This is a genomic window from Mesorhizobium sp. WSM4829 (assembly GCF_055811475.1).
This window is the reverse complement of the sequence record NZ_JBVVQJ010000003.1, coordinates 239,644-262,829: the sequence shown is the minus strand read 5'-3', so window position 1 is coordinate 262,829 and position 23,186 is coordinate 239,644. Positions and strand designations below refer to the sequence as shown.

The window sequence follows — 23,186 nt, the reverse complement described above, 5'->3', positions numbered from 1 at the left end:
CAGATTATTGTCGAGAGAATGGCCATGGCTTTGCCGTCGGCCGTGCGTTGGCCTCGCGTACCCAGCTAGCGAGCATCTCAAGGTATCCCCTGATCCCGGCTTCGAATGACGCCTTCACGCCGGCGCCCTGCATGGCGCTATCCGAGCCGAGCTCAACAATCGGGCAGCCGTCCATTTTCTCCGCGGCTTGCACACTCATCGCCGTCCCGCGGGTTTCCGTAGCGCCGCACACGCAACTTTTTTTGATTTTTAGATTGCATTGGTAATCTAACTCAGTTATAGAGTTCGAACGCAATCTAAAACGAAGGAGATACGAGATGATCCGCAAAACCCTGAGCGCCTCCGTTCTGGCCGCGCTGCTTGTTGCCGCCCCGGCGTTTGCCGAGGAAGCCACCATAGGAAGCCCGATCGTAGCCGGCAGCCTGCACGAGGGCCACCTCGACATGGTCGTCTATTACGTCCCGGCCGAGGGCGACCTCCTGGAGGTCACCGCCACCTTCGCGCCGAAGATCGGCGGCGATCCGCAGCGCGTCGTCATGGGCCTCGCCGACGGCGACTCCGTCGCTTTTTCGATGCCGGGCCACCGCGGCTCGCAATACGCGTTCTCGAGGTCCGGCGACGAGGTGACGGTGTCGTCCGAGACCGACATGCGCGCCGATGCCAATGCACCGACCCGCCTTGCAGACAGCGGCCTGCGTGCTGCTGGGCTCGCGTCCGTCGGGCCGATGTAAAGGTCGAACGCAATCTTTTTTGAGAGGCGACGAACGTGAAAAAGAGACCCGCTGTTGTACTGGGGAGCGTGCTGATCGCGATGTCAGGAGCGGCGGCATTCGCCACACTTGCCATTCCTACGCAGGGAGCCTCCGCCGTAGGCGACCCGAGGCAGGAAGCGCCGATCGTCAGACTGGTGAAGGCAGCGCCGGTGAAAGGATCCGAACGCGGCTTCACCGGCATTGTCGGGGCGAGGGTGCAGAGCGATCTCGGTTTCCGCGTCCCCGGCAAGATCGTGGAGCGGCTCGTGGATGTGGGTCAGGAGGTCAAAGCTGGTCAGCCACTGATGCGCATCGACGACACCGACCTTCGCCTCGCGCTCACGGCGAAGCGCAACGCCGTCGCCGCAGCGCGCGCAACAGTCGTTCAGGCGGAACCGGATGAACGGCGATACGCCAGCTTGCTGAGGGATGGATGGGTCCCCCGACAGCGCTACGAGCAGGCCAAGGCTGCGGTGGATACAGCTGAGGCGCAACTCGCTGCCGCCGAAGCCGCAGCGCATGTCGCCGAGAATGAGGCAAGCTACGCGGTTCTGGTGGCGGACGCAGACGGAACGGTGGTCGAAACGCTTGCCGAGCCGGGACAGGTCGTCTCTGCCGGCCAGGCGGTGGTCCAGATCGCGCAGGCCGGCTCCCGCGAGGCGGTGGTCGCGCTTCCCGAAACGATCCGGCCGCCGATCGGGTCGGTGGCCGAGGCCAGCGTATATGGCGGCGACGGACGTCGTTATACGGCACGTCTGCGGCAATTGTCGAACTCCGCCGATGCCCGGACCCGTACCTATGAGGCCCGTTATGTGCTCGACGGTGAGGCCGCGGCAGCACCGCTTGGCGCGACGGTAACCATTCGGCTTGCGGGCCAGGCACGCCAGCGCGAAGTCCAGCTGCCGCTGGGAGCCGTGCTCGATGACGGCGAGAAGACTGGCGTCTGGGTCCTGGACAACGCCACCTCGACCGTAAAGTTTCAGCCCGTCAAGCTTGTTCGTGTGACCAGCGAAACCGCTGTGGTCTCCGGACTGAACTCCAGCGATCCGATTGTTTCGCTCGGCGCCCATCTCCTGCAGGAGGGCGCTCGCGTCAGGACTGCGTCCGAAATCAGGGGCAACTGATATGAACCTCAATCTTTCCGCGATCGCCGTTCGTGAACGCGCCGTTACCCTGTTCTTCATCCTCCTGCTGGTGGCCGCCGGCGCCTACGCTTTCGTCATGCTCGGGCGGGCGGAGGACCCCAACTTCACCATCAAGACCCTGACGGTCACGACGGCATGGCCGGGCGCGACGGCGCGCGAGATGCAGGACCTCGTCGCCGAACCGTTGGAGAAGCGCCTTCAGGAACTGACCTGGTACGACCGGGTCGAGACGACCACACGGCCGGGTTACGCGTATATGATGGTCACGCTGAAGGACAGCACACCGCCATCTGTCGTGCAGGAGGAGTTCTACCAGGCCCGCAAGAAGCTTGGGGATGAAGCCCGCAACCTGCCGTCCGGCGTCTTCGGGCCCTTCGTCAACGACGAATATTCGGATGTGAGCTTCGCCCTTTATGCGCTGAAGGCGAAGGGCATGCCGATGCGTGAGCTGGCGAGGCAGGCCGAGGCGATCCGCCAGGACCTCCTGCACGTGCCCGGCGTCAAGAAGATCAACATCCTCGGTGAACGTCCCGAACAGATATTCGTCGAATTTTCCTACGCCAAGCTGGCTACCCTCGGCGTATCGGCACAGGACATCGTCGCCGCCTTGCAGCGGCAGAACACCCTCACGCCGGCAGGCTCGATCGACACAAAGGGGCCGCGGGTCTTCATCCGGGTCGACGGCGCTTATGACAGCGTTCAGGCGATCGCCGACACGCCGATTGCCGCCGCGGGGCGGACGCTGAAGCTCTCCGATATCGCCGAAGTCCGGCGCGGCTATGAAGATCCTCCCACATACCTCATCCGACGTCAGGGTGAGCCCACCATCATGCTCGCGGCTGTCATGCAGGAGGGCTGGGATGGTCTCGCGCTCGGCAAGGCGCTGGAGGACAGGACGGCGGCCATCGCACAGACGCTGCCGCTCGGGATGACGCTCGACAAGGTGAGCGACCAGGCCGTCAACATCACCTCGGCGGTTGACGAGTTCATGATGAAATTCGCGATGGCGCTCGGCGTGGTGCTGCTGATCGCCCTGATTAGCATGGGCTGGCGCGTCGGCATCGTCGTGGCGGCTGCCGTCCCCCTGACGCTAGCCGTCGTGTTCCTCATCATGCTGGAGACCGGCCGGTTCTTCGACCGCATCACGCTCGGCGCCCTCATCCTGGCGCTCGGTCTTCTCGTCGACGACGCCATCATTGCCATCGAGGTGATGGTGGTGAAGATGGAAGAAGGCATGGACCGCATCAAGGCGGCGGCCTATGCGTGGAGTCACACTGCGACGCCGATGCTGTCCGGAACGCTGGTGACGATCGCCGGTTTCCTCCCGGTGGGCTTCGCGCGCTCGACCGCCGGCGAATACGCCGGCAACATCTTTTGGGTCGTAGGGTTCGCCCTCATCGTCTCCTGGATCGTCGCGGTGGTCTTCACACCTTACCTCGGCGTCAAGATGCTGCCCGACATCAAACCGGTCGAAGGCGGTCACCAAGCGATTTACGACACGCCGAACTATCGGCGCTTGCGGCGGCTCATCACGTTTGCCGTGCGCCACAAATTCGCAATCTCCGGTATCGTCGCTATCGCCTTCGTGCTTGCCGTTGTCGGCATGGGGTCTCTCAAACAGCAGTTCTTTCCGACATCCGACCGACCCGAAGTGCTGGTGGAGGTTCGCCTGCCGGAAGGCACCAGCATCGAGACGACGACCGCTACGGTCGAGAAGCTCGAAGGCTGGCTGGACGCCCAGGCCGAGGCCAAGATCGTCACGAGCTATGTCGGTCAGGGCGCACCCCGCTTCTTTTTCGCAATGGCGCCGGAACTGCCCGATCCTGCCTTCGCCAAGATCGTCGTGCTGACCCCGGACGCCGAGGCGCGTGAGGTGTTGAAGCACCGCCTCCGCGAGGCGGTGGCAGAGGGGCTTGCACCCGAGGCCAATGTCCGCGTCACGCAACTCGTGTTCGGCCCCTACACGCCATTCCCGGTCGAGTTCCGGGTTGTCGGACCTGATCCCGCGCAGCTCTACAGCATATCCGAGAAGGCCCTCGACATCATGCGGGGCGTCCCGGACGTGCGTCAGGCCAACCGCGATTGGGGCAATCGCACACCGGTGCTCCGCTTCGTCCCGGATCAGGATCGACTGAACCTCATCGGCCTGTCGCCGACAGAGGTGGGCCAGCAACTCCAGTTCTTGCTCACCGGCATCCCCGTTACGCAGGTTCGCGAGGACATCCGCAACGTCCCCATCGTCGCACGCAGCGCCGGCGGCGAGCGGCTGGATCCGACACGTTTGGCGGATTTCTCACTGATGAGCCGGGACGGTCGCTCGATTCCGCTCGACCAGATCGGCCATTCGGAAATCCGTCTGGAAGAGCCGATCCTGAAGCGCCGCGATCGCACGCCTGTCATCACGATCCGCTCGGATATCAACGAAGCGACTCAGCCGCCAGAGGTTTCCAAGGCGATCATGAAGGCCCTTCAGCCGCTGATCGCATCCCTTCCGGCCGGCTATCGCATCGAATTGGGCGGATCGATCGAGGAGGCTGAAAAGGCCAACACCGCGCTGGGCAAAGTCTTTCCGGCAATGATCGCCGCCATGCTGATCGTTATCATGCTGCAGGTGCGATCCTTCTCGACGATGGCCATGGTCATGCTGACGGCGCCGCTTGGCCTCGTCGGCGTCGTGCCGATGCTGCTCACCTTCAACCAGCCCTTCGGATTCAACGCCATTCTGGGCATGATAGGACTGGCCGGCATCCTGATGCGCAACACGCTGATCCTGACCGAGCAGATCAAGGAGAACCGTGCTGCCGGGCTTGACGACTATCACGCCGTCATCGAGGCGACGGTGCAACGCACCAGGCCCGTGATCCTGACGGCACTGGCCGCCGTGCTGGCGTTCATCCCGCTCACGCACTCCGTCTTCTGGGGATCGATGGCCTATACGCTGATCGGCGGCACGGCGGTCGGCACGGTGCTGATCCTGCTCTTCCTTCCCGCGCTCTATGCCGCATGGTTCCGGATCAAGCCGACTGCAGACGACGTCCATGAGGAACCATCCGGCTCGATGGATGAACTGGAAAAGCAAACAGCAATTGCTGCCGAATAGGGCTCTGTTGCGGTGGCGGCGGGTTTTGCTCGCTGGCTTTGCCTGAACATAGGCAGGGCCAGCGGCACGACCTTACCGCTTGCAAATGAACGTTCAGGGCGAGCCCGGCAAATCCATCATCAGTTCTGGAGACATCGATGAATCATCCGGTCGGACCGCGAACGGATCCCGACGAGGTGCGGGCTCGCATCCTGGAGGTGGCGGAGGCGCATTTTCGCCGCATCGGCTACCATAAGACGTCGGTAGCCGACATCGCCTCCGAACTCGGCATGAGCCGGGCGAACGTCTACCGTTTCTTTTCCTCCAGGGATGCAATCAACGAATCCATCTGCAGGCAGGTCGTGAACGAGGTCGCGGACATCGCCATTGCGATCGCACGCACCAACGCGCCGGCCTTGGAGAAACTCGACCGGCTCCTGACCGCCGTTCACCAGCACAACAAGACGAAATTGATCAAGGAAAGAAGCATGCACGACTTGATCGTCGCCGCCCTGCGCGAGAATCGGGCGGTCATCAAGGCGCATGTCGAGCGAATGTTGGAAATCCTTGAGGCGATCATTCGTGAGGGGACCGAGGCGGGCGAACTCAAGGTCGAGGACCCGGCAGAAGCGGCGCGTGCGGTCAACGCCGCGTTCACGCCGTTCTTCCACCCGATTCTGATCGAGCACTGCGTTCAACACGGCGAAGACACCGAAGCGGGCCTGCGCACGCAGATTCGCTTTGTCCTGAAAGCTCTCGCCAAATCGAACTAGCCGCCCTGGCAGGTACCTGGCAGGTGGCTGCCAGCGACGCATTCCGCCCTCAATTCAGGCGCGACCTCCTGCGTTCGGTCCTTCGTGCGGATAGAGCTTGCCGAACAGCGGCAGATACATCGCGCCCTTGCGCATCAGGAAGTCGTGGAACGTCGCCATCGCCGGCGAGATCGCGTGATCGCTGCGCATCACCGAAAACCATTGCCGGCGGATCGGCATGCCGACGACGTCGAGGATGACCAGCCGGCCGGCTTCGGTTTCGGCGGCGATGGTGTGGGCAGAGATGAAGGCAATGCCGAGCCCGGCCATCACCGCCTGCTTGATCGTCTCGTTCGAGCCCATCTCGACGCCGAGATCGTCGATGCGGCCGGGCACGTCGCTGAGGAATATTTCCAGCGAGATGCGCGTGCCGGAGCCGGGCTCGCGGATGAGGAAATGCTCTTCGGCGATCCGCTCTTTGGATATCTCGCGCGCCGACGCCAGCGGGTGGTCGGGCGGCGCGATGATGACCAACGGGTGATCACCGAAGACCGAGGCACGCACCGGGACTTCCCTCGCCGGGCGTCCCATCAGCGCGATGTCGATGTCGTGGTTCTTCAGACTGTTGATGGTTTCGGCGCGGTTGCCGATGGCGAGCCGCATGTCGATGTCGGGATGTTCCTTCATGAAGCCGGCCATCAGCCGCGGCGCGAAATATTTGGCGGTGGAAACGACGCCGAGCCGCAAGCTGCCGATACGCACGCCCTTGATCGCATCCATCTTGTCTTCGAGCAGGCGAAGCCGCTCCTCGATCGCCTGCGCCGTCTCGACGAAGGCCAGACCTGCGGCAGTCGGACGCATGCCGTCCGACGTTCGGTCGAACAAGGCCAGTTGGAACTCCTCCTCGACCTGCCGCAACTGGATCGTCACCGCTGGAGGAGACAAGCATAACACCTTGGCCGCGCTAACGATTTTTCCATGGCTGATGATGGCCTGGACGGTCTTGAATTGCTTGAGCGTGAGGTTTCTCATGCGCTATACTAAATTTTTTTTAGTGCAAAAGTAAAGTTATTGAATTTTACTTATCCACGGCAGTTTGTTCTCATCCCCTAATCCGGCCTGAGGAGTTGCGGCTGGATCGGGAGGTTACGATGCCAGCGGCAACGCTCGACGCATTTCTGAATTCCTATCTCGGCCCACCCGACGAACTGCGTTCGGCAGTCGTCGCGACCGTCCGTCAGCTGACGCAGGCCGCCACCAGGGTCCGCAACACCATCAATCAGGGCGTGCTCGGCACCGCCTTTGCCGGGACCCGCAGCGCCAATGCCGACGGCGACATCCAGAAGGATCTCGACATCTTCGCCGACGACATCTTCCTCGACGCCATGCGCCACGCTCCGGTCGCGCTCTACGCCTCCGAGGAACTGGAGCAGCCGGTCCTGCTCGACAGCCAGGCGCCTCTCGCCATCGCCATCGACCCGCTCGACGGCTCTTCCAACATCGACACCAACGTGTCGATCGGAACGATCTTCTCGCTCCTCCCTGCAACTGGCGCGCCGGACGAAAATCCGGCCGCCTCTTTTTTGCAGCCGGGCGTGAAGCAGCTGGGCGCCGGTTTCTTCATCTACGGGCCGCAGCTGGCGCTGGTCCTGTCGCTCGGCAGCGGCACGCATGTCTTCGTTCTCTCGACCAGGCTCGGCACCTTCGTCCAGGCCTACGAGAGCCGGATCATCCCGCAGCGTACCCAGGAGTTCGCCATCAACGCCGCCAACTACCGGCATTGGGACGAGGCGGTGCGGCTCTACATCGACGACTGCCTCGAAGGCACTGAAGGCCCACGTGGAAAGGACTTCAACATGCGCTGGATCGCCTCCCTCGTCGCCGACTGCTACCGCATATTGATGCGCGGCGGCGTCTTCCTCTATCCAGGCGACAAGCGCAAGGGTTACCGCCAGGGACGGCTGCGCCTCGTCTATGAGGCCAACCCGATCGCCTATCTCATCGAACAGGCAGGCGGCGCCGCCACCGACACCATCACCCGCATCCTCGAAATCGAGCCCGAGGGCCTGCACCAGCGCGTGCCCGTGGTGTTCGGATCGGCGCGCGAAGTCGCACGCATCAGCCGCTACCACACCGAGCCCAGCGCGATCGGCGAGCGTGCGCCGCTGTTCAGCCGCCGCGGCCTGTTCAGGGCCTGAGCATCATGTCGGCAAAGCACCCCATCATCACCATCACCGGGTCGTCAGGCGCCGGCACCACCTCGGTCAAGCGCATCTTCGAGCTGATCTTCCGGCGCGAGAACATCGACGCCGCCTTCATCGAAGGCGACGCCTTTCACCGCTACGACCGCGCCACGATGAAGGTCAAGGTGGCCGAGGAGGAGAAGGCCGGCAATCCGAACTTCACCCACTTCCATGCCGAGGCCAACGAGCTCGCAATCCTCGAAGAGGTGTTTGAGGAATATGGCCGCCGCGGAACCGGAAAGACCCGCACCTACATCCATGACGAGGACGAGGAGAAGCAGTACGGCACGCCGCCCGGACAATTCACCGAATGGCGCGAATTCCCGCCGAGCGACCTGCTGTTCTACGAGGGCCTGCATGGCTGCGTCGTCACCGACAAGATAGACCTGGCCAGGCATGCCGACCTCAGGATCGGCGTGGTGCCGGTCATCAATCTCGAATGGATCCAGAAGATCCATCGCGACCGGGCAACCCGCGGCTATTCCACCGAGGCGGTGATGGACGTCATCCTGCGCCGCATGCCGGACTATGTCCGCTACATCGTCCCGCAATTCTCGCAGACCGCCATCAACTTCCAGCGTGTGCCGATCGTCGACACGTCCAACCCGTTCATCGCGCGCTGGATCCCGACGCCCGACGAATCGATGCTGGTCATCCGCTTCGCCAATCCCCGCGGCATCGATTTCCCCTACCTGCTTTCGATGATCCACGACTCGTTCATGTCGCGGCCGAATTCCATAGTGGTGCCAGGCAACAAGCTCGATCTTGCCATGCAGCTGATCCTGACGCCGCTCATCCTGCAATTGATCGAACGCAAGAACCGTGTGTCGTGAGGAGGACGCCATGAACAGCCAAGCAGCAGCCCTGAAGCCCGTCGCCGCCGTCTCGGAGCGCGACATGGCGAACGCCATTCGCGCACTGGCGATGGACAGCGTCCAAAAGGCCAATTCCGGTCATCCGGGCATGCCGATGGGCATGGCCGACGTTGCGACGGTGCTGTTCAGCCGCTTCATCAACATCGATCCGTCGGCGCCCAACTGGCCCGATCGCGACCGCTTCGTGCTTTCGGCCGGGCACGGCTCGATGCTGCAATATGCGCTGCACTACCTGCTCGGCTTTGAAGACATGCCGATCGAGCAATTGCAGCGGTTTCGCCAGCTGGGCAGCCGCACCGCCGGACATCCCGAATATGGCCATGCGCTTGGCATCGAGACGACGACCGGTCCGCTCGGACAGGGCATCTCGACCGCCGTCGGCATGGCGCTGGCCGAGCGCATGCTTGCTGCCCGCCACGGCGCCGATCTCGTCGACCATTTCACCTACGCGATCGCCGGCGACGGCTGCCTGCAGGAAGGCATCAGCCACGAGGCGATCGACCTTGCCGGTCACCTGAAGCTCGCCCGGCTGATCGTCTTCTGGGACGACAATGCGATCTCGATCGACGGGCCGACGTCGCTGTCGACATCGATGGACCAGCCGGCACGGTTCGAAGCCGCCGGATGGCAAGTGCAGTCGGTGGACGGCCACGACACGGAAGCCGTCGCTGCGGCAATCGAAGCGGCGCAGCAGTCGGACCGGCCGTCACTGATCGCCTGCCGAACGGTGATCGGCAAGGGCGCGCCCAACCTGGGCGGCTCGGAAAAGACGCATGGCGCGCCGCTGGGCGATGCCGAGATCGCCGCGACGCGCGAGAACATCGGCTGGGCCTGCGCGCCGTTCGAGGTGCCGGACGACATCCTGTTCGCCTGGCGCGAAAGTGCCGAGCGCGGGCAAGCGGCGCGGCACGCCTGGGAGCAGCGGTTTGCCGCCTCGCCGCAGCGCGAGGCCTTCGAGAGTGCGGTCGCCGGCACCCTGCCCGACGCGGTCTTCGAAGCGCTCGCCGCTTTCCGCAAGGAGCATGTCGAGAAGGCGACCAAGGTCGCAACGCGAAAAGCCTCCGAAATGGCGCTCGGCGCCATCAACGCCGCAACCGAGCTGACCGTCGGCGGCTCCGCCGACCTGACGCATTCGAACCTGACGATCACCAAGGGCATGGATCGCATAGCGCCTGGTGCCTATGCCGGCCGCTACATCCACTACGGCATCCGCGAGCATGGCATGGCCGCGGCCATGAACGGCATCGCGCTGCATGGCGGCTTCGTGCCTTATGGCGGCGCCTTCCTGTGCTTCGCCGACTACGCCCGCGGCGCGATGCGGCTGTCGGCGCTGATGGGCCAGCGCGTCATCTATGTGATGACCCATGATTCCATCGGCCTCGGCGAGGACGGCCCGACCCATCAGCCGATCGAGCACCTGGCGATGCTGCGGGCGACGCCCAACCTCAACGTCTTCCGTCCGGCCGACATCATCGAAACGGCGGAGTGCTGGGAACTGGCGCTGAAGAGCAAGAACCGGCCGAGCGTGCTGGTGCTCTCGCGGCAGAACCTGCCGATGCTGCGCCACACAGATAGCGAAGAGAACCTGTCCAGCCAGGGCGCCTACGTCCTGCGCGAGCCAGCCGGGCACCGCGCCGTGACGCTGATCGCCACCGGCTCGGAGGTCGAGATCGCCGTCGCCGCCGCCGAGCGGCTGGGGACCGAGCACGGCATCGCCGCCGCGGTCGTTTCGATGCCGTGCTGGGAGCTGTTCGAGGAACAGGATGCCGGCACCCGCAAGGCGGTCCTCGGCTCGGCGCCGCGCATCGCCGTCGAAGCCGCAGCACGGCTCGGCTGGGACCGCTGGATCGGCGACACCGGTGCTTTCGTAGGCATGGCCGGTTTCGGCGCCAGCGCCCCCGCCCCGGATCTCTACCGGCATTTTGACATCACGCCCGAAGCCGTCGCCGCAGCGGCGCTGAAGCTCATCATCTAGGAAGGACCCCAAAATGGCCCGCATCACCCTTCGCCAGCTTCTCGACCATGCCGCCGAGCACGGCTATGGCGTTCCGGCATTCAACATCAACAACATGGAACAGGGCCTTGCCATCATGGAGGCGGCCAGGGCCTGCGACGCACCGGTCATCATCCAGGCCTCGCGCGGCGCCCGCTCCTATGCCAACGACATCATGCTGGCCAAGATGATGGAGGCGTTGACTGAAATGCATCCGGCCATTCCGCTCTGCATCCATCAGGACCACGGCAACAACGAAGCCACCTGCCTTTCGGCGATCCGCCACGGCTTCACCTCGGTGATGATGGACGGCTCGTTGATGGCGGACGCCAAGACGCCGGCAAGCTACGACTACAACGTCGCCATCACCGAACGTGTCGCACGCATGGCGCATTGGGTCGGCGCTTCCGTCGAAGGCGAGCTCGGCGTGCTCGGCTCGCTGGAAACCGGCCAGGGCGAGGCCGAGGACGGGCATGGCGCCGAAGGCGCGCTTTCCCACGACCAGCTTTTGACCGATCCCGATCAGGCGGTCGACTTCGTCACCGCCACCCAGGTCGACGCGCTGGCGATCGCCTGCGGCACCTCGCACGGCGCCTACAAATTCAGCCGCAAGCCCGACGGCGGCATCCTCGCCATGCAGGTAATCGAGGCGATCCACGAAAAGCTGCCCAACACGCATCTGGTCATGCATGGCTCTTCCTCGGTACCGCAGGAACTGCAGGACGTCATCAACCGATATGGCGGCGAGATGCCCCAGACCTTTGGCGTTCCGGTCGAGGAGATCGAGCGCGGCATTCGTTACGGCGTGCGCAAGGTCAACATCGACACCGACTGCCGCATGGCCATGGCCGGGCAGTTCCGCCGCGTCGCGACGGAAGACCCGCGCGAATTCGATCCGCGCAAATTCCTGAAACCCGCCATGGATGCCCTGCGCGACCTGTGCCGCGATCGCTTCGAGCGCTTCGGCACGGCGGGCAACGCCTCGAAGATCAGGGTCATCGCCATGGACGAGATGGCCAAACGTTATGCCGCGGGAAAACTCGACCCGCAAATCGCAACCGCGAAAGCCGCCTGAGCGGCAAACAGGAGACCTGTCATGAACAAGATCGACATGCCGTCAGCTGGCACGCTCAAGGAAGGCAAGGAACGCTACAAGTCGGGCGTCATCCCCTACAAGAAAATGGGCTACTGGGAGCCGGATTACCGGCCCAAGGAGACCGACCTGATTGCCATGTTTCGGATCACGCCGCAGCCAGGCGTCGACCACGAGGAGGCGGCGGCCGCCATCGCCGGTGAATCCTCCACCGCGACATGGACGGTGGTGTGGACCGACAGGCTGACCGCCTGCGAGCTCTACCGCGCCAAGGCGTTCAGATCTGAGCCGGTGCCGAACACCGGTCCCGGCACCAAGACCGAGCAGCAGTACTTCGCCTACATCGCCTACGACCTCGACCTGTTCGAGCCGGGCTCAATCGCCAACCTGACCGCATCGATCATCGGCAACGTGTTCGGCTTCAAGGCAGTCAAGGCCTTGCGGCTCGAGGACATGCGCATCCCGGTGGCTTACCTGAAGACCTTCCAGGGCCCGGCGACCGGCATCGTGGTGGAACGCGAGCGGCTCGACAAGTTCGGCCGGCCGCTGCTCGGCGCGACGACGAAGCCGAAGCTTGGCCTGTCAGGCCGCAACTATGGCCGCGTCGTCTACGAGGCGCTGAAGGGTGGCCTCGACTTCGTCAAGGACGACGAGAACATCAACTCGCAGCCGTTCATGCACTGGCGCGACCGCTTCCTCTACTGCATGGAGGCCGTGAACAAGGCGTCGGCCGCCACCGGCGAGGTCAAGGGCCATTATCTCAACGTCACCGCCGGCACGATGGAGGAGATGTACGAGCGCGCCGAATTCGCAAAACAGCTTGGTTCCTGCATCGTCATGATCGACCTGGTCATCGGCTACACGGCGATCCAGTCGATGGCCAAATGGGCACGCCGCAACGACATGATCCTGCACCTGCACCGCGCCGGCAACTCGACCTATTCGCGCCAGAAGAACCACGGCATGAATTTTCGCGTCATCTGCAAATGGATGCGGATGGCCGGCGTCGACCACATCCATGCCGGTACCGTTGTCGGCAAGCTGGAAGGCGACCCGCTGATGATCAAGGGTTTCTATGACACGCTGCGCGAGGAGCGCACGCCGCAGAACCTCGAAACCGGGCTGTTCTTCGACCAGGACTGGGCCTCGCTCAACAAGGCGATGCCCGTCGCCTCGGGCGGCATCCATGCCGGCCAGATGCACCAGCTGATCCATTATCTCGGCGAGGACGTCGTCCTGCAGTTCGGCGGCGGCACGATCGGCCATCCGGACGGCATCCAGGCCGGCGCGACGGCCAATCGCGTCGCGTTGGAGGCGATGATCCTCGCCCGCAACGAGGGCCGCGACTATCTGCGCGAAGGCACCAAAATCCTCGAACAGGCGGCCAGATGGTGCACGCCGCTGAAAGCTGCCCTGGAGACCTGGAAGGACGTCACCTTCAACTACGAATCGACCGACACGGCCGACTTCGTGCCAACCGCAACGCCCAGCTTCTAGACGAAAGGAACCGTCGCCATGATGACCAATCCGGGAAACAAGGTCACGCAGGGACAGTTTTCGTTCCTGCCCGACCTGACCGATGAGCAGATTTCGGCGCAGATCAAATACGCGTTGAAAAACCACTGGGCGGTCAGCGTCGAGTACACTGACGATCCGCATCCGCGAAACACCTATTGGGAAATGTACGGCAACCCGATGTTCGACCTGAAGGACCCGGCGGGCATCCTGCTTGAAGTCAACAATTGCCGGAAAGCCATGCCCAACATGTATGTCCGAGTCACTGCCTTCGATTCGAGCAAGGGCTGGGAAGCGCCGCGCATGTCGTTCATCGTCAACCGGCCGCCCAACGAACCCGGGTTCCGGCTGCTGCGCCAGGAGCGCGACGGCCGCAGCCAGGGCTATTCGATCGTGCCTTATGCGACCGACAGGCCCGAAGGCGAGCGGAGCTAGCCGAAACCATGCTGGACGCGATAGCAAAGGGCACTGCCGCGCCGGACGAATCGGTCGATCTGCAGGCCGAGTTCGAGGCGTCCAACATCGATGAGGTGCTGGGCAAGCTCGACCGCGAACTCGTTGGCCTGAAGCCCATCAAGACCCGCATCCGCGAGATCGCGGCGCTGCTCCTGGTCGACCGGCTTCGCCGCAAGTTCGGCCTGACCTCGGGCGCGCCGACCCTGCACATGAACTTCACCGGAAACCCCGGCACCGGAAAGACCACCGTGGCGCTCAGGATGGCCGAAATCCTGCATCGTCTCGGCTATGTCCGCGAGGGCCACATGGTCGCAGTGACGCGAGACGATCTCGTCGGCCAGTATGTCGGCCACACCGCGCCCAAAACCCGCGAAGTGATCAAGCGCGCCATGGGTGGGGTGCTTTTCATCGACGAGGCCTACTATCTCTACAAGCCCGAGAACGAACGTGACTACGGCCAGGAATCGATCGAGATCCTGCTGCAATGCATGGAAAACAACCGTGACGACCTGGTTGTGATTCTTGCCGGTTACAAGGACAAGATGGACCGCTTCTTCAACAGCAATCCCGGCATGCGCTCGCGCATCGCCCACCACCTCGACTTTCCCGACTACGGCGTCGGCGAGCTCAAATCGATCGCCGAGATCATGCTGGCGGAACAGAATTATCGTCTCAGCGAGGCGGCGGCCAAGGCGCTCGAAGAGTACCTGCCGATCCGCATGCGGCTGCCGCATTTCTCCAACGCTCGCTCGGTCCGCAATGGGCTCGACCGGGCGCGGCTTCGCCAGGCCAACCGGCTTTTCACGTCGCGCGACCGGGTGTTGACGAAGACCGACCTTATCACCATTGAGGAATCCGATATTCGCGGCAGCCGCGTGTTCGCGGAAGGCAAGCTCGAAGGCGAACCGGAGACGAGGGCGCGCTGACACGATGACGCCGGTTGGTGTGCAGCGACCGGAAACCGAAGACGGAATGGAGCCGACGACCATGGGTACCAAGACAATCATCGCCCCCTCGGTGCTTTCTGCGGATTTCTCGCGGCTCGGCGACGAGGTCGAAGCAGTCGTCCGGGCGGGCGCCGACTGGATCCATCTCGACGTGATGGACGGTCATTTCGTGCCCAACATCACCTTCGGTCCGCCGGTGATCAAGGCGATCCGTGACCGAACCGACAAGGTCTTCGACTGTCACCTGATGATTGCGCCGGCCGACGCCTATCTCGCCGCCTTCGCCGAGGCCGGCTGCGACATCATCACCGTGCACGCCGAGGCCGGGCCGCATCTCGACCGTTCGCTGCAGGCGATCAGGAATCTCGGCAAGAAGGCCGGCGTGTCGCTGAACCCGTCGACGCCGGAAAGCGTCATCGAATATGTGCTCGACCGGCTCGATCTGGTGCTTCTGATGACGGTCAATCCGGGTTTCGGCGGCCAGGCTTTCATTCCGGCGGTCGTCGAAAAGGTCAGGCGGGTCAAGGCGCTGATCGGCAATCGCCCGATCGACATCGAGATCGACGGCGGCGTCACCCCCGAGACCGCCCCGCTGGTCACCGCGGCCGGCGCCAATGTGCTGGTCGCCGGCTCGGCTATCTTCAAGGACGGCAGCGAGGCGGCCTATCGCGCCAATATCGGCGCCATCAGGCAGGCAGCCGACGGCGCGATCCGGAAAGCCGCGTAAAACCATTTCATCGGAGCATAACATGGGGGCAATCCCACCTGTCTGCGATTTCGGCTGGCAAGCCATCGATGCCATCTTGCCCGGCGTCGACGGCAAATCGCATTCGATCTTCAGCCACGCCGGTCCGAACGGGCTGGTGGTGGCCTTCATCTGCAACCACTGCCCTTACGTGAAGGCGGTGATTTCCCGCATCGTCCGCGATGCCAGCGACCTCAAGCCCGAAGGCATCGGCTTTGTCGCGATCAACGCCAACGATGCCGACGCCTATCCGGATGATTCCTTCGACAACATGAAACTCTTCGCCAGGGCGAACGGCTTCACTTTCCCCTACCTCCACGACGAGCGCCAGACGGTGGCGCGTGCCTATGGAGCCGTTTGCACTCCGGATTTCTTCGGGCTCAACAGTGAATTGACCCTGCAATATCGCGGCCGGCTGGACGCGGCGCGGCGCGACGCTGGACCGCCCGGACTGAGACGCGACCTTTTCGAGGCGATGAGGCAAATTGCCCGAACCGGCGACGGACCGCTGGACCAGATCGCTTCGATCGGCTGCTCGATCAAGTGGAAGGATGCTGCATGAACGTCGGTGCAGGCAGGCGGTTTCGATCGCCAAAAGCGATCCTGTTCGATCTCGACGGCACGCTGGTCGATTCGGCGCCCGATATAACCGCCGCCGTCAACGAGCTGCTGGCCGGTCGCGATCTGTCGCCGCTGCGCCTGGAACAGGTCAGGGCGATGATCGGCGGCGGCGTCAGGAAACTGATCGAGCGAGCCTTCGCGGCATCCGGCGCGCCGCTCCTCGGCAGCGCGCTCGACGAGGCCAACCGTGCCATGGCGCCGATCTACCGCAGACATCTGACCGGCCTGACGACGCTGATGCCCGGCGTCAGGGAGGTTCTCACCCACTTCCATTTGAGCGGAATAGCCATGGGCGTGGTGACCAACAAGCCGCAGCTGGCGGCTCGCGAAATCCTGCTGCATTTCGGGCTGACGGAGCATCTCGGCGCGATCGTCGGCGGAGACGCGGTAACTTGCCTGAAACCGGCGCCCGACGCTCTGCTGCTGGCGCTCGACCAGCTTCAGGTCGAGCCTCGTGACGCACTGATGGTCGGAGACAGCGGCGCCGACGTGGCCGCCGCCCGCGCCGCCGGCATGCCGGCTATCCTGCTGCGTGGCGGCTACACCCAAATTGCCGTTGAAGCGCTTGGCGCCGACCTGGTTTGCGACGGCTTGCTCGACCTGCCTTCCGCGATGCGCAGGCTGCAAGACGCCGCTTGACCGGCGCCAACCAGTGCGGGCGCGCCGGCCGAGCGCAGTTTGCGAACGGCCGACGAAGTCGCGTTACTTCGGCGGAAGAACCGGGTTACTTCCGGCAGAAGAACCGGGTTATTTCCTGCGGAAAAACCGGGTTATTTGGAGTATTGCTTCAGATAGGCGATGACGTTGGCGAGATCCTCGTCCTTCTTGAGGCCGGGAAACGCCATCTTCGTACCCTTGATCATGCCCTTCGGGTCGCGAAGATAATTCGTCAGCGTGGCTTCGTCCCATTTGACGCCGGATTTACCCGCCTCGGCCATCGGTTTGGAATATTTGAACCCCGGATGCGTGCCGGCCGTCCGGCCGATAACGCCGCTTAACGACGGGCCGATCTTGTTCTTGTCCTCGTCGACGACGTGGCAGGCCTTGCACTTGGCGAAGACCTTCTCACCCGCCGCGGCATCCTGTGCCTGCGATTGGTTTGTAATAAACGTCGCAACGGACACGACGGCGAAAAATGCGACTGCACGCATGGCATTTCCTCATTGATCGTCAAGGTGCCCTGGACGATTAGCGCATGCCGATCATCGGCATGCGTCCCTGTGGAAGCTACCCGGCAGATGAGCGATGTCAACCATTGGCCCGAATTCAAGGCAGTCGCTTCAGATTTGCGCTGCCTTCCAGCATTGATGGTTGGCGAAAGCCAAAGCGACATCCAATCTCCCCCCTTGCGGGGGAGATGTCCGGCAGGACAGAGGGGGGGTGGGAAGGATCGCCAACTTTCGGCTTTATCCATCCCAACCGGAAATCAGTCTGAGGGCGTGGCTGTAATTGGTCGACAGGTCGGAGGGACAGCACCCCCCTCTGCCCTGCCGGGCATCTCCCCCGCAAGGGGGGAGATCGGCAGCTTCACCGACGGCGCGATTGCGCGCAGAGCGCGCTCAGCTCCGATCGCCCCTCCCATTCGCCGTTGTTGACGGCCATCGGGCGAGCGCGTAGCCTCAAACCATTCCGGTTTTCCATGGGCACCTCGGGACTCCGGCAGTTGGCGATTTTGTCCAGGCTCACGGATCGGGCCGGAACTCGTCAAAGCGGGCGTCTTCAAGCGCGCAAGAGGTGCTGAATGGATATGGTCGACCTCATCTTGACGGTTTGCCTGATTGCCAATCCGGGCAATTGCCGAGACGAACATCTCTATTTCGAGAGCCGCGGCTCTCTGTTCCAATGCATGATGCTGGCGCCTACCGAAATCGCGAAATGGTCGCAGGAACACCCGACCCTCAAGGTCAAGCGCTGGAAATGCGCTTTCCCGAACAAAGACCGTGCGATCTGATCGGCGCCCCGGCCCGTTACGGCCCCGGGAGGAGACATCATCATGATTTCGCGTCGAGGAACGCTCCGGCTGGCGGCTCTTGGAACAGCCGCGGCGCTTGTCCCAAAGCCCTCCTTCGCCACGACCCCCTCCTTCGCCACGAACAGGGTTCGCATCGGTGTGCTGAAATTCGGCACCGTGAGCTGGGCGCTTGACACGCTGAAGCACCACAGATTCGACACAGCCAACGGTATCGATCTGGAGGTCGTCGATTTCGCCGGCGAGGATGCAACCAACGTCGCCTTGCTGGCCGGCGCGATCGACATGATCGTCTCCGACTGGCTGTGGGTCTCGCGCCAGCGCTCCGAAGGCGTCGACCTCACATTGGTTCCCTATTCGACCGCCGTCGGGGCGATCATGGTGAAGGAGGGAGCGCCGATCCGCACGATCACCGATCTCAGCGGAAAAAAGCTCGGCGTCGCCGGCGGACCGCTCGACAAAAGCTGGCTGCTGATCCAGGCGCTGGCCAGACGCGATCACGACCTCGACCTGGTGGCAACCAGCGACATCGTCTTTGGCGCGCCGCCGCTGATTTCGGAAAAGGCGATGCAGGACGAGCTCGATGCGGTGCTCAATTTCTGGCATTTTTGCGCCCGCCTCGAGGCCAACGGCTTTCGTCGCCTGATCGGCGCCGATGCTGCGGCGAAAGCGCTCGGTGCCTCAGGCGCCGTATCGGCGCTCGGCTATGTCTTTCATGACAATTGGGCGAACGAAAATCCGGACGCTATCAGCGGCTTCATCAAGGCTTCGGCGCAGTCCAAGGACTTGCTGGCCCGATCCGACGATGAATGGCTGCGCCTTGCGCCTGATATCCGCGCGCAAGGCGAGGAATTGGCCAAACTGCGTGACCGCTATCGCGAGGGCATTCCCAGACGCCCCGTCGCCGAGGATGCGGCCGACGCCGGCAGGCTTTACCGCGTGCTGGCCGAGATCGGCGGCGAAAAGCTGGTCGGCCGCGCGCCGAAGATGGCGCCCGGCACGTTCTGGCAGGTACCCCCGCAATGAGCGCACCTGATACCGGCGATCGCCCGCCTGGCGCTGCGGCCGGCATGTCCAGCCAATCCGGCCTGGCAGCGGCGCTGACACCGGTGCTGACGGTCGCGGCCTCTCTGCTCGGGCTTGGCCTGCTGTGGGGCCTTGCGGCAAATGCCTGGCCGAGCCGTGCCTTTCCAGGGCCGGGACAGGTCTGGCAAGTGCTGCTCGAAGAGGCGGCGAACGGCGATCTTTTCTACCATCTCGGCGCGACGCTCGGCCGGGTTGCCGCGGCATATGTCGTCGCGATGGTTGTTGGCTCGGTCATCGGCGTCCTCCTCGGCAGCCACCGCAGCGCAGACCGGTTCTTCGCTCCCTGGGTGGTTCTGTTCCTCAACATTCCCGCGCTGGTCGTCATCGTGCTCGCCTACATCTGGTTCGGCCTCAACGAAGCGGCGGCCATTGGCGCGGTTGCCGTCAACAAGATCCCGAATGTCGTGGTGACGATGCGCGAGGGCGCCAGGGCGCTTGATCCGAGTTACGCCGAAATGGCCGCCGTCTACCGCTTCGGTCTCCTCGACCGCGCCCGCCATGTCCTGCTGCCGCAACTGCAGCCCTATCTTGCCGCCGCCTCACGATCCGGCATCGCTCTCATCTGGAAGATCGTCCTGGTGGTCGAGCTGCTCGGCCGCTCCAACGGCGTCGGCTTCCAGATCTATCTTTATTTCCAGCTCTTCGACGTCGCCGCCATACTTGCCTACACCCTGGCTTTCGTGGCGGTGATGCTTGTCATCGAACTCCTTCTGGTGCAGCCCGTTGAACGACATGCAACCCGTTGGCGCCGTCGTCCCGCTTAGGGTCGACATCGCCGAAAAGACTTTCAGGTCCACGCAAGGCGTCTCGATCACGGCGCTCCAGGACCTTTCCTTCGAGGTCCGGCAAGGCGAATTCGCCTGCTTGCTGGGGCCGTCCGGCTGCGGCAAGACCACGACGCTGCGCATCCTGCTTGGGTTGGACAAGGACTTTTCCGGCTCGTTCCAGCTGCCTGAAGGCGGCTCCGACCGGATCGCCGCCGTGTTCCAGGAGCCGGTCTTGCTGCCGTGGCGGACGGTGGAGCAGAATGTCAGGCTGGCGCTGCCGAAAAGCCTGAGGACGAAGAATCTCGATGGGCTGTTCGACGCGCTCGGCCTCGCCGGCATGCGCGCGCTCTATCCGGCGGAGCTTTCGCTCGGCCTTGCCCGCAGGGCAGCGCTTGCCAGGGCCTTCGCCACCGAACCGGCGGTGCTGTTCCTGGACGAACCCTTTGCCTCACTCGACGAACGGACCGCCGAGCGGCTTCGGCACCTGCTTTTGACCGTGTGGTCGGCGCGGCCCACGACCGCCCTGATGGTAACCCACAATCTGCGCGAGGCCCTGATGCTGTCGGACCGCATCATCGTGCTCGCGCAGCGGCCGGCGCATGTCCTCGGCATGTTCGACGTAAGGCTGCCGCGGCACTATCGCAATCCACAGGTGATGAGCGACCTTTTACGGTCGTTCCAGCAAAAATTTCCGGGCGTGGCCTGATCGCCTTACAGTTCGGAACCATATCGGGAGGAAACCATGCCGATCGACAGGATACGACGCAAGCTTGTGAACGGCTTCGCCTGCACCGCGGTCAGCGCCGCGATGCTGCCCTGTTGCCTCGGGCGGGCCGCTCTCGCCGCAGCCTATGGCCTTGAATTCAAGCTCAGGAAAGTCGCCGACGGCGTCTTCGCGTTCCAGGGCGTCGATGAATTGATGAGCGCCGCCAACCAGGGCGCGATCTCCAACCTCGGCGTCGTCGTCGGCACCGACGCCGTCGCCGTCATCGACAGCGGCGGCAGCCTGATCGAGGCGAACGCCCTCATCGCCGAAATAGGCAAGATAAGCGCCAAGCCGGTCCGCTACCTGATCAACACCCACATGCACCCCGACCATGTCTTCGGCAACGCGGCGTTCCGGCAAATCGGCGCCACCATCGTCGGCCACCACAATCTGCCGCGCGCCCTCGAGGCGCGCGGCGCCTTCTACCTGCAGAACTTTCGCGAACAGATCGGCGACGCGCTCATCAAAGGGATCGAGATCATACCGCCGACGATGCTGGTCGACGATCGCCTGCAGCTCGACCTCGGCGGGCGCGTGCTCGAATTGCAGGCATGGAAGGCGGCTCACACCGACAACGACCTGACCGTCTTCGACAGCGCGACCCGCACGCTGTTTGCCGGCGATCTGGTTTTCATCGGTTCCTTGCCGACGCTCGACGGATCGCTGCTCGGCTGGCTCCGCCAGATGGATGGGCTCGCCGCGATTGGCGCCACGCGCGTCGTGCCGGGTCATGGCCCGGTACCGGCCGACTGGCCGCAGGCGCTGATGGCAGAGCGGCGCTATTTCGAAATTCTGGCGCGCGATATTCGCAAGGCGATCGCCGACGGGACGCCGCTCCGCGACGCCGTCAAGACCGCCGGCGCAAGCGAACGGAGCAATTGGCAGCTGTTCGACGACTACAACGAGCGCAATGCAACAGCCGCCTTTGCCGAACTCGAATGGGAATAGGTCACAGCGACGAGCGCTGGACGTGGTGGATCGATTTGCCAAACGCATCGTCAAGGGTCTATCCTCGACATTGGCCTGGGCACCACCTCTCTGACATTGGTGGAGGCATCGAAATGCAGAACCACGCTTACCGGAGCCGGCAGCTCGGCTTGCCGCTCGCAGCCATCTTCGCCGCGATCATCCTGGCCATCGGCGCGCTCTTTGGCGCCTCCGGAGCCGCCAACGCCCAGCAAACAACCGCCTCTTCGGACCGGATCTGGCAGGATATGAAAGGCGACGTGTTCGGAGATCGGGCGATTCTGGTCGATAGCGGCGTCGTCAGGATCGAGGCGCCGAAGCGGGCGCAGGATGCCGCCATCGTGCCCGTCGACATCTATATCGACCCGGCCAAGGCGCCCGCCGGCATCAAATCCGTCACCTTGATCATCGACGTCAATCCAGCGCCGGTAGCGGCGACGTTCGAGATCGGCAAGGACGCCGGCGTGACGCATCTGTCGACGCGCGTGCGCGTCGACGACTATTCCTATCTGCGTGCCATAGCAGAGACGCAGGGCGGCGAGCTTCACATGGCCCAGACCTTCGTCAAGGCGTCAGGCGGATGCTCCGCCCCGGCGCTCAAGAACCAGGACGAAGCGATGGCAACGATGGGGCAGATGAAGCTGCGCCAATTCCCGCCGCAAGAGACGATGACAAAGGCGCAGGAATTGCAGCTGATGATCCGCCACCCGAACAATTCGGGCCTGCAGCGCAACCCCTTGACCCAGTATTTCATCCCCGCGCATTTCGTTCAGAAACTGTCGGTCTCGCAGGCAGACCGGCTGATCCTGTCGATGGAAGGGGGGATATCGATTTCGGAAGATCCCAATTTCCGGTTCGATTTCACCGCGCACGGCACTGGCCAGATCCAGGTGGAAGCGATCGATACGGACGGCAAGGTATTTCGCAATCAATGGCCGCTGGAGGCTACGGGGCTTTGAAACCTCGAAACCGTATGCAGCCGCCGTCGGCGGTCTTACACAGCGTCTAAAAGCAGCGCACGTCGGCTTCCGCCTGCGCGCGCTTCAGTCCCGTGCTTGCGGCTTTTGCCGGCGCGCTTTCGCGGAACAGTCCCGAACGCTCCCCTGTCGTCAGGGACATGCTCTTGAAGGTCTCGGCCCTTTCATAGTCCTCGAAGGGAAGGATCGAGGCGATGACGTCGATCGAGCAGGAACAGCTCTCCAGCGCCCGACGTGTCTGGCCATTCGTCTGCATGCAGCCGAGCACATAGTCGACAACCGTCACCGTCGGATAATCTGAGGCGGCGCCGGCCGGATTGGCGAAGGCCAGGGCCGACGTGAGCAACAGCGGCAAGCTCGAAAAGCCGACATATCTGATCATGGGGAACCTCCGATTGGCCCGGAACGTGACAGATCGAGCCCAATGGATCGAGACGGA

At 63.5% G+C, this 23,186-nt stretch carries 23 protein-coding genes; 20 read left to right on the top strand and 3 right to left on the bottom strand.

Translation table 11 applies throughout. From position 1 onward, the window contains the following. The first annotated feature begins 317 nt into the window (after positions 1-317). The 4 genes from AC0L17_RS05090 (at position 318) to AC0L17_RS05075 (ending at position 5,749) form a co-directional block, all read left to right on the top strand. Complete coding sequence (locus tag AC0L17_RS05090; protein WP_473515003.1) at positions 318-731, top strand: hypothetical protein; 414 nt, start codon at positions 318-320, stop codon at positions 729-731. Between the two features lie 35 nt (positions 732-766). Beyond that, positions 767-1,876, top strand: coding sequence for an efflux RND transporter periplasmic adaptor subunit (locus AC0L17_RS05085; protein WP_473515002.1), 1,110 nt, complete (start codon positions 767-769; stop codon positions 1,874-1,876). Between the two features lies 1 nt (position 1,877). Next, the gene (locus AC0L17_RS05080) at positions 1,878-4,997 is read left to right on the top strand and encodes an efflux RND transporter permease subunit (RefSeq protein ID WP_473515001.1); all 3,120 of its coding nucleotides are present in this window, start codon (positions 1,878-1,880) and stop codon (positions 4,995-4,997) included. 137 nt (positions 4,998-5,134) lie between these two features. After that, positions 5,135-5,749, top strand: a complete 615-nt coding sequence (locus AC0L17_RS05075; RefSeq protein ID WP_473515000.1) for a TetR/AcrR family transcriptional regulator — start codon at positions 5,135-5,137, stop codon at positions 5,747-5,749. Between the two features lie 54 nt (positions 5,750-5,803). On the opposite strand, the gene AC0L17_RS05070 is transcribed toward AC0L17_RS05075, so the two are convergent. After that, positions 5,804-6,760, bottom strand: coding sequence for a LysR family transcriptional regulator (locus tag AC0L17_RS05070; RefSeq protein ID WP_473514999.1), 957 nt, complete (start codon positions 6,758-6,760; stop codon positions 5,804-5,806). Between the two features lie 119 nt (positions 6,761-6,879). Here AC0L17_RS05070 and AC0L17_RS05065 point away from each other — a divergent pair, with 119 nt between their 5' ends. From AC0L17_RS05065 to gph, 10 genes are all read left to right on the top strand, one after another. Further along, positions 6,880-7,926 carry a class 1 fructose-bisphosphatase gene (locus tag AC0L17_RS05065; RefSeq protein ID WP_473514998.1) on the top strand — a complete coding sequence of 349 codons (1,047 nt, stop codon included), beginning with the start codon at positions 6,880-6,882 and terminating at the stop codon, positions 7,924-7,926. Positions 7,927-7,931: 5 nt separating this feature from the next. Continuing rightward, positions 7,932-8,804, top strand: coding sequence for a phosphoribulokinase (locus tag AC0L17_RS05060; RefSeq protein WP_023797694.1), 873 nt, complete (start codon positions 7,932-7,934; stop codon positions 8,802-8,804). Between the two features lie 10 nt (positions 8,805-8,814). Then, positions 8,815-10,821 (top strand): transketolase, encoded by a 2,007-nt coding sequence (gene tkt, locus AC0L17_RS05055; RefSeq protein ID WP_473514997.1) that lies wholly within the window; start codon positions 8,815-8,817, stop codon positions 10,819-10,821. Positions 10,822-10,834: 13 nt separating this feature from the next. Further along, positions 10,835-11,914, top strand: a complete 1,080-nt coding sequence (fba, locus tag AC0L17_RS05050; RefSeq protein ID WP_287076246.1) for a class II fructose-bisphosphate aldolase — start codon at positions 10,835-10,837, stop codon at positions 11,912-11,914. Between the two features lie 21 nt (positions 11,915-11,935). Then, complete coding sequence (locus AC0L17_RS05045) at positions 11,936-13,429, top strand: ribulose-bisphosphate carboxylase large subunit (protein ID WP_473514996.1); 1,494 nt, start codon at positions 11,936-11,938, stop codon at positions 13,427-13,429. 18 nt (positions 13,430-13,447) lie between these two features. Beyond that, positions 13,448-13,882: a ribulose bisphosphate carboxylase small subunit gene (locus tag AC0L17_RS05040; protein WP_023797690.1), complete on the top strand. Its 435-nt coding sequence runs from the start codon at positions 13,448-13,450 to the stop codon at positions 13,880-13,882. A gap of 8 nt (positions 13,883-13,890) precedes the next feature. After that, a complete protein-coding gene (gene cbbX / locus AC0L17_RS05035) occupies positions 13,891-14,829 on the top strand; it encodes a CbbX protein (RefSeq protein WP_473514995.1) in 939 nt (312 codons plus the stop codon). A 61-nt stretch (positions 14,830-14,890) separates the two neighbouring features. Next, a complete protein-coding gene (gene rpe / locus AC0L17_RS05030; protein WP_473514994.1) occupies positions 14,891-15,577 on the top strand; it encodes a ribulose-phosphate 3-epimerase in 687 nt (228 codons plus the stop codon). Positions 15,578-15,599: 22 nt separating this feature from the next. Further along, entirely contained in the window at positions 15,600-16,157 is a 558-nt protein-coding gene (locus tag AC0L17_RS05025) for a thioredoxin family protein (protein ID WP_473514993.1), read from the top strand. Further along, positions 16,154-16,855, top strand: a complete 702-nt coding sequence (gene gph / locus AC0L17_RS05020; RefSeq protein ID WP_023797686.1) for a phosphoglycolate phosphatase — start codon at positions 16,154-16,156, stop codon at positions 16,853-16,855. Before AC0L17_RS05025 ends, gph begins: the two co-directional genes overlap by 4 nt. A 131-nt stretch (positions 16,856-16,986) precedes the next feature. On the opposite strand, the gene AC0L17_RS05015 is transcribed toward gph, so the two are convergent. Then, a complete protein-coding gene (locus AC0L17_RS05015) occupies positions 16,987-17,367 on the bottom strand; it encodes a c-type cytochrome (RefSeq protein WP_027151302.1) in 381 nt (126 codons plus the stop codon). Positions 17,368-17,957: 590 nt separating this feature from the next. On the opposite strand from AC0L17_RS05015, the gene AC0L17_RS05010 reads away from it, so the two are divergent. The 6 genes from AC0L17_RS05010 (at position 17,958) to AC0L17_RS04985 (ending at position 22,729) form a co-directional block, all read left to right on the top strand. Then, positions 17,958-18,167, top strand: coding sequence for a hypothetical protein (locus tag AC0L17_RS05010; RefSeq protein WP_027151301.1), 210 nt, complete (start codon positions 17,958-17,960; stop codon positions 18,165-18,167). 39 nt (positions 18,168-18,206) lie between these two features. After that, complete coding sequence (locus AC0L17_RS05005; RefSeq protein WP_473515034.1) at positions 18,207-19,211, top strand: ABC transporter substrate-binding protein; 1,005 nt, start codon at positions 18,207-18,209, stop codon at positions 19,209-19,211. 44 nt (positions 19,212-19,255) lie between these two features. Continuing rightward, positions 19,256-20,035: an ABC transporter permease gene (locus tag AC0L17_RS05000; protein WP_473515033.1), complete on the top strand. Its 780-nt coding sequence runs from the start codon at positions 19,256-19,258 to the stop codon at positions 20,033-20,035. Continuing rightward, positions 20,004-20,744 carry an ABC transporter ATP-binding protein gene (locus tag AC0L17_RS04995; protein ID WP_473515032.1) on the top strand — a complete coding sequence of 247 codons (741 nt, stop codon included), beginning with the start codon at positions 20,004-20,006 and terminating at the stop codon, positions 20,742-20,744. The genes AC0L17_RS05000 and AC0L17_RS04995 overlap by 32 nt, the downstream gene beginning before the upstream one ends. Before the next feature lie 36 nt (positions 20,745-20,780). After that, entirely contained in the window at positions 20,781-21,752 is a 972-nt protein-coding gene (locus AC0L17_RS04990; protein ID WP_473514992.1) for a quinoprotein relay system zinc metallohydrolase 2, read from the top strand. 113 nt (positions 21,753-21,865) lie between these two features. Next, the gene (locus AC0L17_RS04985) at positions 21,866-22,729 is read left to right on the top strand and encodes a quinoprotein dehydrogenase-associated SoxYZ-like carrier (RefSeq protein ID WP_091596815.1); all 864 of its coding nucleotides are present in this window, start codon (positions 21,866-21,868) and stop codon (positions 22,727-22,729) included. Between the two features lie 46 nt (positions 22,730-22,775). Here AC0L17_RS04985 and AC0L17_RS04980 read toward each other — a convergent pair whose 3' ends face one another. Next, complete coding sequence (locus AC0L17_RS04980) at positions 22,776-23,129, bottom strand: hypothetical protein (protein ID WP_023797678.1); 354 nt, start codon at positions 23,127-23,129, stop codon at positions 22,776-22,778. Between the last annotated feature and the right edge of the window lie 57 nt (positions 23,130-23,186).

What these genes read in the sequence shown, in the direction of transcription:
- AC0L17_RS05080 (WP_473515001.1), top strand. Translation starts at nt 1,878, where the DNA reads ATGAACCTCAATCTTTCCGCGATCGCCGTTCGTGAACGCGCCGTTACC.
- gph (WP_023797686.1), top strand. Translation starts at nt 16,154, where the DNA reads ATGAACGTCGGTGCAGGCAGGCGGTTTCGATCGCCAAAAGCGATCCTG.
- AC0L17_RS04985 (WP_091596815.1), top strand. Translation starts at nt 21,866, where the DNA reads ATGCAGAACCACGCTTACCGGAGCCGGCAGCTCGGCTTGCCGCTCGCA.
- tkt (WP_473514997.1), top strand. Translation starts at nt 8,815, where the DNA reads ATGAACAGCCAAGCAGCAGCCCTGAAGCCCGTCGCCGCCGTCTCGGAG.
- cbbX (WP_473514995.1), top strand. Translation starts at nt 13,891, where the DNA reads ATGCTGGACGCGATAGCAAAGGGCACTGCCGCGCCGGACGAATCGGTC.
- AC0L17_RS05045 (WP_473514996.1), top strand. Translation starts at nt 11,936, where the DNA reads ATGAACAAGATCGACATGCCGTCAGCTGGCACGCTCAAGGAAGGCAAG.
- AC0L17_RS04980 (WP_023797678.1), bottom strand. Translation starts at nt 23,129, where the DNA reads ATGATCAGATATGTCGGCTTTTCGAGCTTGCCGCTGTTGCTCACGTCG.
- rpe (WP_473514994.1), top strand. Translation starts at nt 14,891, where the DNA reads ATGGGTACCAAGACAATCATCGCCCCCTCGGTGCTTTCTGCGGATTTC.
- AC0L17_RS05010 (WP_027151301.1), top strand. Translation starts at nt 17,958, where the DNA reads ATGGATATGGTCGACCTCATCTTGACGGTTTGCCTGATTGCCAATCCG.
- AC0L17_RS04990 (WP_473514992.1), top strand. Translation starts at nt 20,781, where the DNA reads ATGCCGATCGACAGGATACGACGCAAGCTTGTGAACGGCTTCGCCTGC.
- AC0L17_RS04995 (WP_473515032.1), top strand. Translation starts at nt 20,004, where the DNA reads ATGCAACCCGTTGGCGCCGTCGTCCCGCTTAGGGTCGACATCGCCGAA.
- fba (WP_287076246.1), top strand. Translation starts at nt 10,835, where the DNA reads ATGGCCCGCATCACCCTTCGCCAGCTTCTCGACCATGCCGCCGAGCAC.
- AC0L17_RS05025 (WP_473514993.1), top strand. Translation starts at nt 15,600, where the DNA reads ATGGGGGCAATCCCACCTGTCTGCGATTTCGGCTGGCAAGCCATCGAT.
- AC0L17_RS05000 (WP_473515033.1), top strand. Translation starts at nt 19,256, where the DNA reads ATGTCCAGCCAATCCGGCCTGGCAGCGGCGCTGACACCGGTGCTGACG.
- AC0L17_RS05070 (WP_473514999.1), bottom strand. Translation starts at nt 6,760, where the DNA reads ATGAGAAACCTCACGCTCAAGCAATTCAAGACCGTCCAGGCCATCATC.
- AC0L17_RS05015 (WP_027151302.1), bottom strand. Translation starts at nt 17,367, where the DNA reads ATGCGTGCAGTCGCATTTTTCGCCGTCGTGTCCGTTGCGACGTTTATT.
- AC0L17_RS05075 (WP_473515000.1), top strand. Translation starts at nt 5,135, where the DNA reads ATGAATCATCCGGTCGGACCGCGAACGGATCCCGACGAGGTGCGGGCT.
- AC0L17_RS05040 (WP_023797690.1), top strand. Translation starts at nt 13,448, where the DNA reads ATGATGACCAATCCGGGAAACAAGGTCACGCAGGGACAGTTTTCGTTC.
- AC0L17_RS05065 (WP_473514998.1), top strand. Translation starts at nt 6,880, where the DNA reads ATGCCAGCGGCAACGCTCGACGCATTTCTGAATTCCTATCTCGGCCCA.
- AC0L17_RS05090 (WP_473515003.1), top strand. Translation starts at nt 318, where the DNA reads ATGATCCGCAAAACCCTGAGCGCCTCCGTTCTGGCCGCGCTGCTTGTT.
- AC0L17_RS05060 (WP_023797694.1), top strand. Translation starts at nt 7,932, where the DNA reads ATGTCGGCAAAGCACCCCATCATCACCATCACCGGGTCGTCAGGCGCC.